This is a genomic window from Priestia sp. 40, from assembly GCF_049368575.1.
Taxonomy (GTDB): Bacteria; Bacillota; Bacilli; order Bacillales; family Bacillaceae_H; genus Priestia; species Priestia zanthoxyli.
The window spans coordinates 298963-316362 of sequence record NZ_JBMPZA010000017.1 but is presented as its reverse complement, the minus strand read 5'-3'; the positions used below and the strand labels follow the sequence as shown (position 1 = coordinate 316362).

The 17400-nt window shown below is 39.5% G+C and carries 19 protein-coding genes and 2 riboswitches; of the genes, 12 read left to right on the top strand and 7 right to left on the bottom strand.

Translation table 11 applies throughout. The annotated features are described in order from the left end of the window. Nucleotides 1–7 precede the first annotated feature (7 nt). Nucleotides 8–505: a methylated-DNA--[protein]-cysteine S-methyltransferase gene (locus ACO1DI_RS21345; RefSeq protein ID WP_014461082.1), complete on the top strand. Its 498-nt coding sequence runs from the start codon at nt 8–10 to the stop codon at nt 503–505. Between the two features lie 3 nt (nt 506–508). On the opposite strand, the gene ACO1DI_RS21340 is transcribed toward ACO1DI_RS21345, so the two are convergent. From ACO1DI_RS21340 to ACO1DI_RS21320, 5 genes are all read right to left on the bottom strand, one after another. Next, nucleotides 509–673, bottom strand: a complete 165-nt coding sequence (locus tag ACO1DI_RS21340) for a hypothetical protein (RefSeq protein ID WP_014461081.1) — start codon at nt 671–673, stop codon at nt 509–511. A 74-nt stretch (nt 674–747) separates the two neighbouring features. Beyond that, nucleotides 748–921, bottom strand: a complete 174-nt coding sequence (locus tag ACO1DI_RS21335) for a hypothetical protein (protein WP_014461080.1) — start codon at nt 919–921, stop codon at nt 748–750. A gap of 194 nt (nt 922–1115) precedes the next feature. Beyond that, on the bottom strand, nt 1116–2174 hold the full coding sequence (gene mtnA / locus ACO1DI_RS21330; protein WP_013055954.1) for an S-methyl-5-thioribose-1-phosphate isomerase: 1059 nt from the start codon (nt 2172–2174) through the stop codon (nt 1116–1118). A gap of 35 nt (nt 2175–2209) precedes the next feature. Then, on the bottom strand, nt 2210–3382 hold the full coding sequence (mtnK, locus tag ACO1DI_RS21325; protein WP_423145594.1) for an S-methyl-5-thioribose kinase: 1173 nt from the start codon (nt 3380–3382) through the stop codon (nt 2210–2212). A gap of 135 nt (nt 3383–3517) precedes the next feature. After that, nucleotides 3518–3668: riboswitch (SAM riboswitch) on the bottom strand. A gap of 91 nt (nt 3669–3759) precedes the next feature. Continuing rightward, nucleotides 3760–4542, bottom strand: a complete 783-nt coding sequence (locus tag ACO1DI_RS21320) for a carbon-nitrogen family hydrolase (protein WP_014461078.1) — start codon at nt 4540–4542, stop codon at nt 3760–3762. A 111-nt stretch (nt 4543–4653) separates the two neighbouring features. On the opposite strand from ACO1DI_RS21320, the gene ACO1DI_RS21315 reads away from it, so the two are divergent. The 10 genes from ACO1DI_RS21315 (at nt 4654) to ACO1DI_RS21270 (ending at nt 14874) form a co-directional block, all read left to right on the top strand. Beyond that, entirely contained in the window at nt 4654–5826 is a 1173-nt protein-coding gene (locus tag ACO1DI_RS21315) for a pyridoxal phosphate-dependent aminotransferase (RefSeq protein ID WP_243550301.1), read from the top strand. 130 nt (nt 5827–5956) lie between these two features. Continuing rightward, a riboswitch (SAM riboswitch) is annotated at nt 5957–6063 on the top strand. Nucleotides 6064–6142: 79 nt separating this feature from the next. Beyond that, complete coding sequence (gene mtnW / locus ACO1DI_RS21310; RefSeq protein ID WP_423145593.1) at nt 6143–7387, top strand: 2,3-diketo-5-methylthiopentyl-1-phosphate enolase; 1245 nt, start codon at nt 6143–6145, stop codon at nt 7385–7387. Continuing rightward, nucleotides 7384–8049: a 2-hydroxy-3-keto-5-methylthiopentenyl-1-phosphate phosphatase gene (locus ACO1DI_RS21305; RefSeq protein ID WP_014461075.1), complete on the top strand. Its 666-nt coding sequence runs from the start codon at nt 7384–7386 to the stop codon at nt 8047–8049. Before mtnW ends, ACO1DI_RS21305 begins: the two co-directional genes overlap by 4 nt. Continuing rightward, the gene (locus ACO1DI_RS21300; protein WP_042992255.1) at nt 8046–8684 is read left to right on the top strand and encodes a methylthioribulose 1-phosphate dehydratase; all 639 of its coding nucleotides are present in this window, start codon (nt 8046–8048) and stop codon (nt 8682–8684) included. The genes ACO1DI_RS21305 and ACO1DI_RS21300 overlap by 4 nt, the downstream gene beginning before the upstream one ends. Nucleotides 8685–8699: 15 nt before the next feature. Further along, a complete protein-coding gene (locus tag ACO1DI_RS21295; protein ID WP_013055961.1) occupies nt 8700–9215 on the top strand; it encodes a 1,2-dihydroxy-3-keto-5-methylthiopentene dioxygenase in 516 nt (171 codons plus the stop codon). 122 nt (nt 9216–9337) lie between these two features. Beyond that, nucleotides 9338–10414 (top strand): sugar ABC transporter substrate-binding protein, encoded by a 1077-nt coding sequence (locus ACO1DI_RS21290; RefSeq protein WP_014461074.1) that lies wholly within the window; start codon nt 9338–9340, stop codon nt 10412–10414. Between the two features lie 16 nt (nt 10415–10430). Then, complete coding sequence (locus ACO1DI_RS21285) at nt 10431–11936, top strand: sugar ABC transporter ATP-binding protein (RefSeq protein ID WP_154973293.1); 1506 nt, start codon at nt 10431–10433, stop codon at nt 11934–11936. Then, entirely contained in the window at nt 11933–12967 is a 1035-nt protein-coding gene (locus tag ACO1DI_RS21280) for an ABC transporter permease (protein WP_042992251.1), read from the top strand. Before ACO1DI_RS21285 ends, ACO1DI_RS21280 begins: the two co-directional genes overlap by 4 nt. 86 nt (nt 12968–13053) lie before the next feature. Next, nucleotides 13054–14394 (top strand): CoA-disulfide reductase, encoded by a 1341-nt coding sequence (locus ACO1DI_RS21275; protein ID WP_140450307.1) that lies wholly within the window; start codon nt 13054–13056, stop codon nt 14392–14394. A 240-nt stretch (nt 14395–14634) separates the two neighbouring features. Then, the gene (locus tag ACO1DI_RS21270) at nt 14635–14874 is read left to right on the top strand and encodes an aspartyl-phosphate phosphatase Spo0E family protein (RefSeq protein WP_013082228.1); all 240 of its coding nucleotides are present in this window, start codon (nt 14635–14637) and stop codon (nt 14872–14874) included. Between the two features lie 64 nt (nt 14875–14938). Here the strand turns inward: ACO1DI_RS21270 and ACO1DI_RS21265 are convergent, their stop codons facing one another. Together ACO1DI_RS21265 and ACO1DI_RS21260 are read right to left on the bottom strand one after the other, a co-directional pair. Next, a complete protein-coding gene (locus ACO1DI_RS21265) occupies nt 14939–15670 on the bottom strand; it encodes a ZIP family metal transporter (protein WP_014461072.1) in 732 nt (243 codons plus the stop codon). Between the two features lie 156 nt (nt 15671–15826). After that, nucleotides 15827–16594 (bottom strand): DUF4931 domain-containing protein, encoded by a 768-nt coding sequence (locus tag ACO1DI_RS21260; protein ID WP_014461071.1) that lies wholly within the window; start codon nt 16592–16594, stop codon nt 15827–15829. Nucleotides 16595–16793: 199 nt separating this feature from the next. Between ACO1DI_RS21260 and ACO1DI_RS21255 the strand changes: the two genes are divergently transcribed. Then, nucleotides 16794–17264: a MarR family winged helix-turn-helix transcriptional regulator gene (locus ACO1DI_RS21255; RefSeq protein WP_014461070.1), complete on the top strand. Its 471-nt coding sequence runs from the start codon at nt 16794–16796 to the stop codon at nt 17262–17264. Nucleotides 17265–17400 lie beyond the last annotated feature (136 nt).

Here is a 17400-nt window from a genome sequence, read left to right as displayed (position 1 = left end):
AGCGAGTATGTACTATGGAGAAATGAATTTATTTTCTGATTTGAAAATTTATATTGTAGCCTCGGAAAAAGGGGTTCAACATATTTGGTTTGATAGCGATGATCATAACGAGCAGCTTAAAAAACTTGTCCATGACGAGAATTATCACCATGTGAAAGAAGCGAAGCGACAGCTGCAGGATTATGCTGAAGGGCGCACGCTAACATTTGATTTGCCTTTGGATATAAAAGGAACAGACTTTCAAAAAGAAGTGTGGTTAACGCTTAAAGGTATACCTTATGGACAAACGTGGTCTTATAGTGATGTAGCGGAGTCTGTTAATCGCTCTAAAGCCGTAAGGGCTGTGGGACAAGCGAATCGTCGAAATCCACTGCCTATTATTTTACCTTGTCACCGTGTGATTGGAAAAAATGGAGCTTTAACGGGTTATGCAGGCTCCCAAACTCATATAAAAGAAAAACTATTAATGCTTGAAAGAAATGTAGCAAAAGGCGCTTATAGTTAATAGCTATTCACCGTCTAATTTCCAGCCTTCTCCTTGCACAAACACACCGTCAATTTGCTGAGGAGAAGGGAGGGAATTTAGTTCTTCATCTTTGGATAAATCGAATAGCTGATATTGCTGCTTGCGATTCAACGCTTTGTTTTTATCCGTTTTTTGCTCTGCACTCATATTTACTCCTCCTTATTCAAAAAGAATCCCCTATAATATATGTAGAAAAAGCAGAGAGTACTGTTACAATTGTGTTACAAATGCAGCCGAAAAGCACTGTTTAATAACAGAGGTTGAGACATAACAAAATTAATGCCATCTAAAGACGAACAACTCGTACACATGAGCTGAATCGCTTGTGACACCGACGTTGATTTCCGTGCAAGACTTCGCTTTCCGCGGGCGGCCGCTGAGCCTCCTCGTCGCATACGCTCCTGTGGGGTCTCACCTGTTCCGCTTTTCCCGCAGGAGTCTTCGCCTTGCCCTCCAATCCACTGTTAGAAGGAACGAAACAGATGAAACTACATTCACCATAACAAAAAAAAAACGAACCATTAATCAAACATGTTGATTAATGGTTCGTTTTGCAGTGAGGCTAAAATACTTTTGTCTCAGCCTCTTGTTATTGAGCGGATTGCAGCAAAACTTTTTGAATGGATTCAAAAGACGGGGAATGGATAATTCCATGCTCTGTAATAATGGCCGTAATCAGTTCGCTTGGCGTCACATCAAAAGCTGGATTGTACACAGAGATTCCGTCTGGAGCAATTTGCGTATCTCCAATGTGCGTTACTTCTTTAGGTGAACGTTCTTCAATAGGGATGCTGCTTCCGTCTTGAATAGATAAATCAAATGTGGACTGCGGCGCTGCTACGTAAAATGGAATACCGAATGCTTTCGCTAAAAGAGCAAGTCCGTACGTTCCAATTTTGTTAGCCGTATCGCCATTCGCTGCAATACGATCAGCTCCTACAATAATTCCATTGATTCCTTTTGTTTTAATCGTATGAGCGGCCATATTATCCGTAATCAGCGTAACGTCTACTCCCGACTGCTGAAGTTCCCATGCGGTTAAGCGGGAACCTTGAAGTACGGGTCTTGTTTCACAGGCAAACACTTCAAGCGGAATATCCCGCTGTTTAGACAAGTGAAAAGGTGCTAATGCTGTTCCGTAATAAGCGGTAGCAATTGAACCAGCATTACATATGGTCATGATTTTATCTTTCTTTTTGAATAAAGATAGAGCATGATCGCCAATTCGGTAGCACGTTTCTTCATCTTCTACTTGAATTTGAATAGCTTCATGAACAACTTTTGTTTTAGCTTCATTAACGGACGAAGCGGATTCAGCGCTTTTCGCTACGCGTTCTAGTGCCCAAAATAAATTGACGGCAGTGGGGCGTGAACTAGCTAAATACTGTTGGTCAAGAGCTAGCTTTTTGTTAAATTCCTTGACTGAATCTGTGTCATAGCTAAGCGCAGAAAGAGCAAGACCAAAAGCCGCCGTAATGCCAATTGCAGGAGCTCCGCGTACTTTCAAGGTAGTGATAGCATCCCATACGTCTTTAATGGTTTGCAGCTTAATATACTCGACTTTGCCAGGAAGCTGCTGCTGATCTAATAAAGTAATATATGATTCATTCCATTCCACTGAGCGCGGAAGTGATAGTGTATTTGTCATGCTGATACCGATCCTTTCATTGTGTACATTATTCGTTATCGAAGTAAATGTTCGAATTCATTTGGTGAAACGTCTTGTTGGTGCAGAAGCAAATAGCGTCCAATTTTTAACGCAGTACGTTTAGCGTTAATTTTTCTTTCTTCAGAAGAAATTTCGTCTAAGTCCGCCACGTGAGCTAAGCCAATCGTACGTCGAATGATTTCACATCCTGCATATCCAACAGCATCCTGCCACGTTTGCGTTAAAATTTCATGTAATAAGCGCTCATCTTTAGCAAAAGGTTCAGTGTTTTCAGAATGCCAAAGCGCAGTAAAGGTATCTTTGAATACGTTCCATGTGTTTGTAATGTGTGCGAATAGCGGTTCGCGATTTGTTTCTCGAGAAAGAGCATTTAAAAATAAATTCGCAACAAATTGCCCTAAATCGAATCCAAACGGACCGTAAAAAGCAAACTCTGGATCAATCACTTTCGTTTCTTGACTGCTAGCAAAGATGCTGCCTGTATGTAAATCACCGTGAATGAGCGTTTGGGCATTTGTTAAAAATTTATATTTTAATTTCGCTGCTTGTAATTTTACATCACTATCATTCCACAATTCTTCTACATCAGGACGCAGCGCTTTTTCAAATTCATTTGTATCAATATCAAAAAAAGGATCTGTAAAAACTAAATCTTCCGTAATATTGCATAAGTCTGGGTTGCTATACTTGACAACTTCTTCTTTTTTATCCTGAGGCTTTAAGGCAAAATCAGACGTTTTGAACGCAATATGTCCCAAAAAAGAACCGATATGCTGTGAGAGCAGAGGGTAACTTTCACCTTGAATAAGTCCGGCGCGAGAAATCGTTAAATGAGACAGATCTTCCATGACCGTAACAGCAAGCGTTTCATTGTGGTAATGAACAGCGGGCACAAGTTCTGGCGTAAATGCACCGAATTGCTTGAGCGCATTGCTTTCAATTGTGGCACGGTTCAAGGATAGAGGCCAGCTCTCGCCTACAACTTTTGCATAAGGAAGTGCTTGTTTGACGATAATGGATTTATTCGTTTGATCATTTATGATGTGAAAGACGAGATTTAAGTTGCCGTCACCGATTTCACGGGCAGTCAGTGCTTCTGTGGCATCAAAAAGACCTAGCTTTTTCACAAGTTTGATTGCTGAAATTTCTGTTAATGGCTGATATTTCTCTGTTTTTATTGTTGACATCGGAATCCCTCCATAGTTTATTAAACTGATTTGTTTACTAAGTTAATAGGTTTAAGAATATATGGAGGCTTTTATAATTTTAGAAAATATAAAAGCCTCTTTCGTTGGAAAGAGGCTTGATTGTAGTGTTCAAACCTCTTATCTGCCAGAAAGAATTACTTTCTGTTGGAATTAGCACCGTGCCTTTGTAAAACATGTTTTACGGGTGTGATCCACCTTAGGATGGAATGACGGTCGGTTGCTGGGCTTCACAGGGCCAAATCCCTCAGCCAACTCTTGATAAGAGTACGATTACTTATTCAATTTTGATTTGTTTGAATATTTTATGATATCTGGTGAAAATCGTATCATGCAAAAAAACGGCTGTCAATACATAATTAATAAAATTCTGTGCGGCGATCTGTAAAGACAGGAATTTGTTTGCGAATTTCTTTTACAAGTTCCAGGTTAACGTCAGCACTTAAAAGTTCTTCGCTATCGCCAGCTTCAGCGATTATTTCTCCCCAAGGATCGATGACTAAGGAATGTCCGGCAAATGTATTATTAGGATCTTGGCCTACACGATTACACGCGACTACATAGCATTGATTTTCGATTGCGCGGCTAATGAGCAGTGCTTTCCAATGGGCAAGTCTTGGAGCCGGCCACTGAGCGACAACAAACAAGACTTCTGCTCCGCTGCTAGTATGAACCCGAATCCATTCTGGAAAACGAATATCGTAACAAATAACTCCTGCGCATAAAGACTGTTCAAGTGTAAAAAGATTTTTTGCCGTTCCTGCTTCTAGATAGAGGTGCTCATCCATTAATTTAAACAAGTGCAGTTTACTGTATTGTGATACTTCACGACCTTTTCGGTCAAAAATATACATTGTATTCGTGACGCCTTGCTCTGTTTTTTTCGCGATCGAACCTGCCACAATATTTACTTCGTTCGTTTTGGCAAACTGAGAGATTAATTGCTTGGCCTGCTGTCCTTCATCATCTGCAATTTCGTCTAGTCGCGTCAAATCATAAGCTGTATCCCATAGCTCAGGAAGCACCAGGATATCAGGTTTTTCTTGCAGCGCTTCTGTCATTTTTTGTTGAATATATTTTCGGTTTTTAGTTGGGTTTCCAAACGCAATATCAAGTTGCAAACACGTAATTTTTACACTCACTTTATCATCCGTCCTTTTTTAGTAGTTGAAAAAAATGACTTTACAAGTTGAGTATTACAATATATTATTTGTGACTAGAATTTCAAGAATTTTTTGAGAAGGTGTGCGATGATGAAACAATTTGAGCAATCGGAACTATTGAAAAGTTTACCAAAACAATTTTTTGCATCACTTGTAGGCAAGGTAGGAAAAGTAATGGCCCAAGGGCACGACGTTATTAACTTAGGGCAGGGAAATCCTGATCAGCCTACTCCTTCACATATTGTAGAAACACTGCAAAAAGCAAGTGCTAATCCTATGCATCATAAATATTCTCCATTTCGGGGGCATCAGTTTTTGAAAGAGGCCGTTGCGACTTTTTATAAGCGAGAATACGGGGTTGATGTGGATCCCGAAAAAGAAGTAGCTATTTTGTTTGGCGGGAAGGGTGGACTTGTTGAAATCCCGCAGTGCTTATTAAACCCTGGAGATACAGTGCTGGTTCCGGATCCTGGATATCCTGATTACTGGTCTGGAGTAGAGCTTGCAAAAGCCAAGATGGAAGTGATGCCGCTCACGGCTGAAAATCATTTTCTACCCGTATACGAAGAGATAAGTGAAAGTGCTAAAGAACAGGCAAAGCTCATGTTTTTAAACTATCCGAATAATCCTACTGGTGCAGTGGCAACGGCAGAATTTTTTGAAAACACCGTGGCGTTTGCTGCCAAGCACGATATTTGTGTGGTACACGACTTTGCCTACGGAGCAATTGGATTTGATGGTAAAAAGCCAATCAGCTTTTTACAGACTCCTGGTGCAAAAGAGACGGGAATTGAAATTTATACTCTTTCTAAAACGTATAACATGGCGGGATGGCGAGTTGGATTTGCTGTAGGAAATGAAAGTGTAGTAGAAGCTATTAATCTTCTTCAAGATCATATGTATGTCAGTCTCTTTGGGGCGATTCAAGAGGCAGCCGCCGCAGCTCTGTTAGAATCTCAACAATGTGTGAATGATTTAGTTAAGCGCTATGAATCTAGACGCAATACATTTATTCAAGGGCTTCAAGAAATTGGTTGGAACGTTACAACTCCAGCGGGCTCCTTTTTTGCATGGCTAAAAGTTCCTGGAGGATATACTTCTGAACAATTTTCAGATTTACTTCTTGAAAAAGCCCACGTTGTAGTGGCACCTGGAGTAGGATTCGGAACATATGGTGAAGGCTATGTGCGCGTAGGACTGCTGACGGATGAAGAGCGCATGAGAGAAGCTGTATCTCGAATAAAAAAATTAAATTTATTTTAAAAACGCATTGACAATCCTTTTTGAGTTGGCTTAATATGTAAGAAGTTAACGAGATTAATAACCGATAAATCCTAGCGGTATTTTTTATTTAGTATATAATCTACGAATTCAATTTAAATAAATAGCAACTTTCTTATTAAGAGTAGGTGGAGGGACTAGCCCGATGAAGCCCGGCAACCGACTTAACGCATGTTAAGCACGGTGCTAATTCTTGCAGCAGCAGCTGAGAGATAAGAAGAGCAACGAAAGCCTCTTCTTAATCACAGAAGAGGTTTTTTTATTAACGATATTAAACAGCAAGGGAGTTTTTAGCATAATGAGTGAAATCGTTGCAAGCTACTTACTACATGACAATAAAGGAAATTTTCATAAAAAAGCGGAAGGAATCGCTTTAGGACTAACCATCGGCTCATGGACAGATCTGCCGCTTTTAGATCAGCAGCAGCTTCAAAAGCATAAAGGGCGCGTCGTATCCGTAACTGAGCTTCAAGATTGCGAACGTGTTAACGGATACTTAGGCGGAGAGGTTAAGCAGGCTATTGTCAAAATTGCTTATCCAACTGCCAATTTTTCAAGAGATTTACCGGCTATTTTAGTTACGGTTTTCGGAAAACTATCACTTGATGGAAAAGTGAAATTATTAGACTTGGATTTTCCTGATGAATTATTAGCTGAATTCCCAGGACCGCGCTTTGGAATAGAAGGTATCCGAGAGAAACTAGGCGTTTATGACCGTCCGCTTGTGATGAGTATTTTTAAAGGCGTGATTGGAAGAGATATGACGTACTTAACAACTCAGCTGCGTGAGCAAGCGCTTGGCGGAGTGGATTTGGTTAAAGACGACGAGATTTTGTTTGATAATGAACGAACACCTTTTGAAGCTCGCGTTACAGAAGGGAAAAAAGTACTGAATGAAGTATACGAAAAAACGGGACACCGCACGCTGTATGCTGTTAATTTAACGGGACGAACGTTTGAATTAAAAGAAAAAGCGAGAAAAGCAGCTGAGCTAGGAGCCGATGCTCTTTTATTCAACGTATTTGCTTACGGATTAGACGTACTGCAGGCACTTCGAGAAGATGATGAAATTAACTTGCCGATTATGGCTCACCCAGCTGTTAGCGGAGCGCTTACGCCATCAGAGTTTTACGGTTTTTCAAATTCATTACTTCTTGGAAAGCTATTACGCTTAGCCGGAGCAGATTTTTCGCTATTTCCATCACCATACGGAAGCGTAGCGCTTTCTCTTGAAGACACGACAGGCATTGCCTACGAATTAACGCGTCCTGTGTACAAATATAAGCAGACTTTCCCGGTTCCTTCAGCAGGAATTCATCCTGGAATGGTACCGCAGCTTGTGAAGGACTTTGGAATCGACAGCATTATTAATGCAGGAGGCGGAGTTCACGGTCATCCAGACGGCGCTATCGGAGGAGGAAAAGCATTCCGTGCGGCGATAGATGCAGCACTCTCTCATCAAACACTAGCCGAAAAAGCTGAAGAATCAAAAGAGTTGCAAAAAGCTTTGCAACTATGGGGAACAGTAGAGGTGAAAGCATGACATCGTTAAAAATCTTTTGTGACTTTGATGGAACAATCACAAATAGCGATAACATTATTGCTATTATGAAACAATTTGCTCCTCCGGAGTGGGAAAGTATTAAAGACGACGTGCTAGCACAGCGCGTTTCTATTCAAGAAGGAGTAGGGCAAATGTTTGCCTTACTCCCCGTGGAATTAAAGGAAGATATTATTTCTTATATTTTAAGGACGTCTGCTATTCGAGATGGATTTGATGATTTTATTGCCTATACAAAAGAGCATCATATTCCGCTTTATATTGTAAGCGGAGGAATTGACTTTTTTGTAAAACCGCTTTTGGGAAATCGAGTTGCAGAGGAAATGCTCTACTGCAACGGATCTGATTTTTCTGGTGAGCATATTTCCATTACGTGGCCTCATACATGTGATAAACAGTGTACAAATGACTGCGGCTGCTGTAAGCCAACGATTATTCGCAATTTTGCAGATGAAAGAGATCATACGGTTGTTATTGGCGATTCAATTACGGATTTGCAGGCTGCCAAATTAGCTGACACTGTCATTGCACGTGACTTTTTAATTGAAAAATGCGAAGAGCTATCTCTACCGTATCGTCCTTTTTCTACTTTTTATGATGTCATTCATCATTTACAAGAATTAACAGAAGAGGTGAAAGCATGAGTATCATGGCTCAGCAAAGGTTGCATGAGCTTGCAGATATAAAAGATGAGTTGGCAGAACGCGATTGGTTCTTCGGTACAAGCGGAAACTTAGCAATTAAAGTGGACCAAAATCCGACAACTTTCTTTGTATCAGCAAGTGGAAAAGACAAAAGAAAACGTACAAATGAAGATTTTTTATTAGTTGATCAACATGGAAAACCTGCAGAAGAAACGCATTTAAAGCCTTCTGCTGAAACGCTTTTACACGTTAAGATTTACGAGTTAACGAATGCTGGGTGCAGTCTTCATGTACATACAATCGACAACAACGTGATCTCTGAACTGTACGGAGATGAAGGGCTTATTTCATTCAAAGGCCAAGAAATTATTAAGGCACTGGGTATTTGGGAGGAAGATGCGGAAATTACTGTTCCGATTATTCCGAATTACTCGGATATTCCGACACTAGCAGAAGAGTTTTCTCACCATATAAAAGGCGATCAAGGCGCGATTTTAATTCGTAACCACGGGATTACGGTATGGGGGAAAAATGCGTTTGAAACAAAAAAAGCGCTAGAAGCCTATGAATTTCTATTTAGCTACCATGTGAAATTACTATCACTTAAAGGCATTAAGCCAAAGGTGCATTTATAAAAGGAGGAAACAACAATGGCGCAAATTCGCTTACATGTAAACAATAAAAGAATTGAAACTCAAGAGGAAGTATCAGCTTTTCTGGCAAACAATGAAGTTATTTATGAAAATTGGGACATTACAAAACTTCCAGAAAATCTTCGTGAAAAATATGATTTAACTGATGAAGAAAAAACAGAAATTTTAAACGCTTTTGGTGAGGATATTAAAGATATTTCTGAACGCCGCGGCTATAAAGCGCAAGATGTTATCTCGCTATCGGAATCTACACCAAATATTGATGAATTGTTAAAAAACTTTCAGCGCAAGCATATTCATACAGATGACGAAGTTCGCTTTATTGTAAGCGGTCATGGAATCTTTGTGATTCAAGGAAAAGACGGCGAATTTTTTGATGTTGAATTAGAGCCGGGCGATTTAATTTCAGTACCAGAAAACATTCTTCATTACTTTACATTAATGGAAGATCGTAAAGTAGTCGCTGTCCGAATTTTCGTGACAACTGAAGGATGGGTACCTATTTACGCATAACAACTACTTGTAAAGCATAGGTCATGATCACCCCGCTTTTACATCTAAAAGCGGGGTATTCTTTGGATTATTATAAAACTAACTATTTTTATATGAATAATAAGTTTAATGGGAGGAACACCATGAAAAAGAGTAAAAAAATGCTGTGGCCACTTACTTTGCTCGTGCTTCTAGTTTTTGCGCTGGCTGCCTGCACGAAAGAACAGCCAAGTCTAAACGAGAAAGCACAGGCAGCTCCAGAGCAGCAAGCGGCTTCTGCTAAGCCTGTACAGCAAGAAGGAAAAAAGGTTACGAAAGATACAAAAATTGCGCTTATTTCTGAATTTACATCAGGCACTCACGCTGCTCAGTACATAACAGGTGTGACAAAAGCGGCTAAAAAAGCAGGAGTACAGCTATCCGTTTCTGATTCAAACAATGATCAATCTAAAATGGCGGCTTATTTAGACACGGCTATTAACCAAAATGTTGACGGCATTATGATTGACCACGGCCGGGCTGAAACCCTTGAACCTGGCGTGAAGCGCGCGATTGCAAAAGGAATTCCCGTTATTGCAACAGACGTAGAATTAAAAGTAGAAGGCGTTACAACCATTGATCAAGACGATTATATGCTTGCGCTGCAGGGTCTGAAACAAATGATGCAGGACATTAATGGAAAAGGAAATATTGTATATGCATTTGTTGGAGGCTTTGCACCGATGGAAAAGCGCGACAGCATTTATAAAATTATGATGAATCGCTATCCAGATGTAAAACAAATTGCCACGTTCGGAAGCGCAACGGACAACACCTCTCTAGACACCCAAAATAAAATGGCAGCCGTATTGAAGCAGTATCCAAATAAAGGAGACATTGCAGCTGTTTGGGCGCCATGGGACGAATTTGCAAAAGGAGTCACAAGAGCGATTAAAGAAGCAGGACGAGACGAGATTAAAGTATACGGAGTAGACTTATCTGATGAAGATCTGCAAATGATGCAGGCAAAAAACAGCCCCTGGAAAGCGTCTGCTGCCGTAAATCCAGCTTCAGTAGGAGAAAAGCAAGTTGATCTGCTTCTTAAAAAGATTTCCGGTCAAGAGATTCCTCGTTATTATTCCTTTGATCCGGTTTTAGTCAAACAAACTGACTTGCCTAATCAAACGATTAATATGGATCAGCTTAGTCAGTACGTAGAAGAATGGGGCAAAAAAGAGTAGAAGTGGAGGGACAGACATGACGAACGAGCTTTCAATGAAGAACATTACAAAAAACTTTGGTTCTTTTCAAGCGCTGAACAAAGTTGATTTTACTGTTCAAAAAGGGGAAATTCATGCTTTATTGGGAGCCAATGGTGCCGGTAAAAGTACGTTGATGAAAATATTGTGCGGAGCTTACGACGAGTACGAGGGAAAGATCTACAAAGACGGAGGAGAAATCTCTATTTCTTCTCCTAAAGAAGCGAAGAGTCACGGCATCGGCATTGTACACCAAGAAGTCGATGTAGCGCTGATTCCTTCGCTGTCAGTAGCTGAAAACATTGTGTTAGACGTACAGGCTTCTAATAAAAGTAAGGCATTTGTAAACTGGAAATCTATTTATAAGAAAGCGGAAGAAGCTCTTTCTTTACTTGGTTCTTCTTTATCCGTTAAAAAAAATGTCGTTGATCTAACTCTATCAGAAAAACAGCAGGTGCTTATTGCACGTGCAATTGTACAGAATGTTGATTATTTAATTTTGGATGAACCAACCGCACCTCTTAGTGTGGAAGAGACGAAACAATTGTTTTCTGTGATGAGAGAGCTGAAGAAAAGCGGAGTAGGCATTATTTATATTTCACATCGCCTTCAAGAAGTGGTTGATATTTGCGACCGCTTAACGGTTTTAAAGGACGGACGCTATGTAGCTACAAAAGAAACTTCACATACATCAATTGAAAACGTGATTACGCTTATGCTAGGAACGTCTTCTGTAAAGCAGTGGGTCAAAAAATCAATAGAAGTTGGAAACGAACTTTTACACGTAGAAGCATTATCTCTTCCAGGGCGTCTTTCGAATATCTCTTTTCATGTAAAAGAAGGAGAGGTAGTCGGTATTGCAGGGCTTGTGGGAGCAGGAAAAACGGAGCTTTGCCGAAGTCTATTTGGTTTAGAGCAATATGTGAGCGGCAGCGTTCGGTTAAAAGGCAAGAAATTAAAGTTGAATAAGCAGCCGTATTATTATATTGCACAAGGTCTTTCTCTTGTTCCTGAAGAACGAAGAAAAGAAGGGATTTTTGTTCATGAATCGATTGCGGATAACTTAGTTTTGCCAAGTCTGTCCCGCTTTACAAATTATTCGTTTCTAAAGCGAGGAAAGATCAAAGAAAAAGCGCAGAAAACGACTGGGCAAGTTGGCGTAAAGTCTCATTCTATCGAGCAGTCAGTTGGAACGTTAAGCGGTGGAAATCAGCAGAAAGTAGCAATCGGAAAATGGCTTGTTACGGACTCTGACGTACTGTTGTTCGATGAGCCAACTAAAGGGGTCGATGTAGGCTCCAAGCGAGAGATATTTGATTTAATTACAAATCTTGTGTCACAGCAAAAAGGAGTTGTTTATGCAACCTGTGAATTCGAGGAGCTGCTAGGGGTAGCGGATCGAATTTATGTTATGTACAACGGAAAAATCGTGAAAGAATTATCCAAAAAAGAAGCAACTAGTGAAAAATTATTTTATTATACAGCAGGAGGAGTAAAAGGATGAGTGCGGAGTATGTAACAGAACCTGTAGCGAAACCAAAGAGAAAAATAAGCGTTTTCGACTTTTTTTATAAATATGGGACAGTCTTAATGATTTTTGTTATTATGATTATTTTTTCCATTGCCACACCTAACTTTTTAACAGGAGAAAACATTAGTGATATCCTGCGCTCTATTTCCATTGTTACCTTAATCGCGCTTGGTGTAACGATATCGTTAACCGTCAACGGACTCGATTTATCTGTAGGGTCTACGGCTGGATTAGCCACTATTTTATCAGCCTCTATGCTTGTTTTACACAGACAAGAAATTGCAGTCGCTATCATTGTTCCGATTATTGCATCGCTTCTTATCGGGTTAGTAAATGCTTTTTTAGTAGTGAAAGTAAAGATTCCTGATATTTTAGCTACTCTTTCAATGATGTTCATCGTACAGGGGATTTTATTAACGTATACAAAAGGCTCAGCTATTTATACCAATATGCCTTTACCAAGCGGAGACAGAGCTCCGGGAATTTTTATTCCTTCTTTCCTTGCGCTGGGGCAAGGTCACTTTCTAGGTATTCCTGTTCCTGTGATCATTATGCTGCTGACTGTGCTGCTTGTTCATATCGTTTTTTCCTATACGAAGTTTGGGCGTTTTTTCTACGTAACAGGAGGTAACATAGAAGCAGCAAGACTTTCGGGTGTACCGGTTAATCGTTACCGCATGTATGCCTATATGTTTTCAGGTTTGCTTGCTGGAATTGGAGGAGTCGTTTTAGCTGCCCGTATTGGAGTAGGAGAAGTGAACGCGGGCTCACCATTTTTAATGGATGCCGTAGCTGCTACATACATTGGTTTTTCCGTATTTGGAGCAGGGAAACCGAATGTATTCGGGACGCTGATTGGCTCTATTTTAATCGGTGTGCTGTTAAATGGATTAACGATGCTGAATGTTCCGTATTATATGCAAGACATTATTAAAGGAGCTGTATTAGCAGGAGCCTTGGCTTTAACGTATTACCGCTCGAAACAAACATCTACGGCTGTGTAAACAGCCGTTTTTTTTCGTTTGAAATCGGGAAGAATAAGGAAAAACAATAGTATAATCTATTATTTATGTAGAAAGAGGGAGTATAAATGAAACGTGTCGTCATTATAGGAGGAGTAGCCGCCGGAATGAGCGCAGCTTCACAGCTTCGCCGGATGAAAGAAAAAGAAGAAGTAGAAATCCTTGTACTTGAAAAAGGTGGAGATATCTCTTACAGCGCATGTGGCATGCCTTACTATCTGTCAGGTGTTGTAAAAGAAAAAGACGATTTGATTGCTCGTACGAAACAAGAGTTTGAAGAGCGAAATATCTCTGTCCATCTTTTTCACGAAGTTAAAGAAGTAAATCATACAAAAAAATACATAGTAGTGCAAAATGTAAAGACGCAAGCGGAAAAAGAGATAACATATGATGAACTCATCATTGCAACTGGAACAGCGGCTGTTAAACCCAATTTTATGAGTGATAATATGCCGAATGTATGCACATTAAAGTCATTAGAAGACAGCGAAAGAATCTATACATATCTACAGGCTCACTCCGTAGAGAAAGTCACCATTATCGGCGGAGGATATGTCGGAATGGAAGTAGCTGAAGCAATGAAGGCTTTGGGAAAAGAAGTACGGGTTATTGAGCAGGGAAAGCAGATTCTATCTATTTTAGATCAAGAAATGGCAGAACATTTACAAAAGCAGTTAGATGACGATATTTTATTTCATTTCGAAGAAGAAGTGGAAGCATTGCTGCATTCAGATGGTTCCGTCACTCACGTTCAAACAAACCGTCAAACGTATCAAACAGATTTAGTGATTGTAAATGTAGGAGTTCGTCCGAATACGCAATTCTTAGAAAGAAACGGACTAAGGATGCTTGAAAATGGAGCTATTTTAGTAAACGAGAAGTTGGAAACCAACGTGCCTCATATCTACGCAGCAGGAGATTGTGCAACGAGCTATCACCGCGTATTAAAAAAAGATGTTCATATTGCTCTTGGAACCATTGCCAATAAGCAGGGAAGGGTTCTTGGTTACCGATTAGGGGGAGAAAATAGAGAATTTCCGGGTGTTGTAGGTACAAGTATTGTCAAAGTGATGGATTATGAAATTGGGAAAACCGGCATTTCAGAAAGAGAAGCAAGAGAAAATTCTCTTTTATACAAAGCCATCACGGCCGAAGCTCCGAGTCATGCGTCTTACTATCCAGGAGCTGAAAAGATTGTAATAAAACTTGTTTATCATCCTGAAACAAAAGAGATTTTGGGGGTTCAAATGATTGGTAAAGAAGGAGTAGCAAAACGAATCGATGTACTTGCGACAGCTATTACTTGTCGCCTCACAACAGATGAAATAACCATGTTAGATCTTTCGTATGCTCCTCCTTTTGCTACGGTATGGGATGCTGTACAAATTGCTGCTCAGAAAGCCGAATAAAAAAGTCACCGTCTTACAAAAGACGGTGACTTTTTTATTCGACAAGCAGCATCTTTTGTCGAAAAACAACTTGTCAAAAAAAGATAAACGGTATTCCTATAGTAATGTAAGCGTTTGTAAATTCCGACAAAATAATTTTTTCGCGAAAAAAATGTCTATTATTGCGACTCTATTTACATATTTAGTAGAATTTGTAATAATGCGTTATAAGCTAATTTCTTTGTCATAGGAGAGGATTTTGTGTTTGGAGTGAGAAATAGAACGAAATCAGAGAGATTATTAGTGGAAATCGTCCAAAAAAGACAAAAAATGGTGCAGCTCGGAGAAGAAAAAGGTCTGACTAATGAAGAAACCGTTACCTGTAGTCAAGAGCTTGATCAGCTCTTACTCGTTTATCAAAAGCAGCGTTTAAAAGAAGAGGAAGAAAAGACATCGTTTGCCACACTGATTAGCCGCTTTTTATCTTTTTCAAAGCTGTAATGCAGGACAAGCATTCGGAATCGGGCAGTAAAACAATTACGCTGCCCGTGGCCTCTCTTCAGCTTTAAAAAATGTTAATTAAAAAAATCATAAACAGCATACCAAAAATAAACGAATAAGTAGCAAACCTTTCGTTTCCATCGCCGTGACTTTCCGGAATCAACTCTTTATAAATAATAAAAAGCATGGCGCCAGCAGCAAAAGCTAATCCATATGAAACGAGAGAATCAACAAAATTAGTTAAATAAAAACCGAGTAAAGACGTTACAATCTCAACGGAGCCTGTAAGGGTAGCAATTAAAAATGCTTTTATTTTACTAATATTTTGCTGAGCTAAAAATAGCGCGACCAACAGTCCTTCAGGTGCATTTTGAAGACCGATTGCAAGGGCAATTAAGTTCCCTGTATTTTCAACATTTGAAGCGTAGCTAACACCAACAGACAGGCCTTCAGGAAGGTTGTGCAACGTAATAGCGGAAACAATTAAAAGTGCTTTTTCATCAAATTGTATGCCGGTTTTAGAATGCTCAAGATCAATGTGAGGAATATTCTGCTCCAAGAGTGTTAATGTTACCACGCCAAGCAGTAAGCCAATCGCTAAGGAAAAAAAACCGCCGCTTTGAAGAGATTCTGGAATCAAGCTCATAGTAGAAGCTGCTGTCATAATACCTGCAGTGAGCGCAAGAAGAACATCTTTCCACCGATGAGTGAGTTCTTGATTCAAAAACAGAATAGGCAAAGCACCTACTCCAGTCGATAGCGCAGAAAGAATGCTTCCAATTAGTACCTCAGTCATAAACCGTCTCCTTTTACGTATTCTTCTTTTTATCCTCAATTCACATCGTTCTTTTAGTGTATGTTTTTTTGTTTTATATGAGCATGACTATTTTAAAAGTGAATAGCTTTATGCAATAACCTTACAAAAAAGTTGAACCAGTGAAGGTTCAACTTTTTAGGTGAAGTACAGCTCCTGAACCTGGTTAGCAATGTGCTCAAGTTTATTGGAAACTTGAGGAATGCCATATCCTACATACAAAGGAGATGTGGCAAAGCGAGGAATGATTTTCGCTGCAATTTTGCCGTTCTTAAGATTATAAAAAAATAAGTTGTAGCTCGTGCAGCTACGATGAAAATGATTTAATAAATAGTGAGCAGCCGTTTGAAGATAATCTGCAAACGCGTGCAGCTCTTTGTCAAGCTGATCCGTTATCACGTTAAATTCAAAAAAGCCCATTCTAGGTTTTGCAGATAAATTAAATGTGACGTGTTCATTTTGAGCAATTGTGACTCCTTCAAACTGCTCTAGCTTCACGTTTTCATTTACATCCATCTCATTTAAACCAATAATTTGCATATGAGGATGTCGTAACGATCCTCCGGACATAGGTCCATGGTTTTTGAAGAAAAGAACAGAAGCATATTCACCGCTGTTCATCATAGATATCCATCGTTCAGTAGCGAAGCTCAGCAAGGTGTACAGATGTTCTTTTGGATAAATAGACAGTTCTGAAGAACATTCATCGGTCTCAATAATAACCGTCTGATAAGCATCTTGCAGAACAGGAAATTTATTCTTTAGCCAAATGATAGGTCCTTGTTTTTCAATGATGCCTGTGAGAGATTCAACGTCACAAAATGGACAGGGATTTTGCCGGTTAACGATTGTTTCAGGCTTTTGCGAACCAATCGCGGAATTAAATAATAAATGGGTTGGTTTCATAATCATTCACCTTTTTATGTAATGGTCATATGTTTATTGTATTAAAAGCATATGTATAAATCCACTTATATACATTTTTTATCAAAAAAATTGTACAAGCGGAGAGAATAACCGATGAAATAAGCCTGCTTTGATTGACTTTGAAGGGAAATTTTAGTATTATCTTGATATCAAGATAATACTAAAGGAACTGATTAAAATGACGAATGATGTAACTAGAGAAGAGTTAGACCAATCTCTTAAATTATTTATTGTACTATCTCGTGCCAATCGTTCAATCAATGATCATGTGCATAAATTTATTCAACAGCATGGAATGAATCCAACCGAATTTGCTGTCCTAGAGTTATTGTACCACAAAGGCCAGCAGCCCCTTCAGCAAATTGGCGGAAAAATTCTGTTGGCAAGCGGCAGTATTACGTATGTAGTAGACAAGCTTGAGAAAAAAGGCTTCTTGGAGCGCGTTGCTTGTCCGAGCGATCGTCGCGTAACCTATGCAGCTATCACCAAGCAAGGCAAGGAAATGATTGAAAGCATGTTTCCGAGTCACGAAAAAAGAATTCATGATATTTTATCCGTTTTATCTAGCGAAGAAAAGGAAGTTGCCATTTCGATGCTTAAGAAACTAGGGCACTATGCAGATGAATTTTTGCCGGAATCGACTAATTAATTAAGGAAAGCTCGTTTGTTTCTGTTGAACAAACGAGTTTTTTCTATGACTTCTTTCATGGCCAATCGACATCAAAAATAAAAAGTGACAAAAAATTGAAATTAACAGGAATACAGCTGGATAAAAACGAATTAGG

Excerpts from the sequence above, each read along its gene's own strand:
- ACO1DI_RS21345 (WP_014461082.1), top strand. The coding sequence starts at position 8 with ATGTACTATGGAGAAATGAATTTATTTTCTGATTTGAAAATTTATATT.
- ACO1DI_RS21340 (WP_014461081.1), bottom strand. The coding sequence starts at position 673 with ATGAGTGCAGAGCAAAAAACGGATAAAAACAAAGCGTTGAATCGCAAG.
- ACO1DI_RS21335 (WP_014461080.1), bottom strand. The coding sequence starts at position 921 with ATGCGACGAGGAGGCTCAGCGGCCGCCCGCGGAAAGCGAAGTCTTGCA.
- mtnA (WP_013055954.1), bottom strand. The coding sequence starts at position 2,174 with ATGACAAATACACTATCACTTCCGCGCTCAGTGGAATGGAATGAATCA.
- mtnK (WP_423145594.1), bottom strand. The coding sequence starts at position 3,382 with ATGTCAACAATAAAAACAGAGAAATATCAGCCATTAACAGAAATTTCA.
- ACO1DI_RS21315 (WP_243550301.1), top strand. The coding sequence starts at position 4,654 with ATGAAACAATTTGAGCAATCGGAACTATTGAAAAGTTTACCAAAACAA.
- mtnW (WP_423145593.1), top strand. The coding sequence starts at position 6,143 with ATGAGTGAAATCGTTGCAAGCTACTTACTACATGACAATAAAGGAAAT.
- ACO1DI_RS21305 (WP_014461075.1), top strand. The coding sequence starts at position 7,384 with ATGACATCGTTAAAAATCTTTTGTGACTTTGATGGAACAATCACAAAT.
- ACO1DI_RS21300 (WP_042992255.1), top strand. The coding sequence starts at position 8,046 with ATGAGTATCATGGCTCAGCAAAGGTTGCATGAGCTTGCAGATATAAAA.
- ACO1DI_RS21295 (WP_013055961.1), top strand. The coding sequence starts at position 8,700 with ATGGCGCAAATTCGCTTACATGTAAACAATAAAAGAATTGAAACTCAA.
- ACO1DI_RS21290 (WP_014461074.1), top strand. The coding sequence starts at position 9,338 with ATGAAAAAGAGTAAAAAAATGCTGTGGCCACTTACTTTGCTCGTGCTT.
- ACO1DI_RS21285 (WP_154973293.1), top strand. The coding sequence starts at position 10,431 with ATGACGAACGAGCTTTCAATGAAGAACATTACAAAAAACTTTGGTTCT.
- ACO1DI_RS21280 (WP_042992251.1), top strand. The coding sequence starts at position 11,933 with ATGAGTGCGGAGTATGTAACAGAACCTGTAGCGAAACCAAAGAGAAAA.
- ACO1DI_RS21275 (WP_140450307.1), top strand. The coding sequence starts at position 13,054 with ATGAAACGTGTCGTCATTATAGGAGGAGTAGCCGCCGGAATGAGCGCA.
- ACO1DI_RS21265 (WP_014461072.1), bottom strand. The coding sequence starts at position 15,670 with ATGACTGAGGTACTAATTGGAAGCATTCTTTCTGCGCTATCGACTGGA.
- ACO1DI_RS21260 (WP_014461071.1), bottom strand. The coding sequence starts at position 16,594 with ATGAAACCAACCCATTTATTATTTAATTCCGCGATTGGTTCGCAAAAG.
- ACO1DI_RS21255 (WP_014461070.1), top strand. The coding sequence starts at position 16,794 with ATGACGAATGATGTAACTAGAGAAGAGTTAGACCAATCTCTTAAATTA.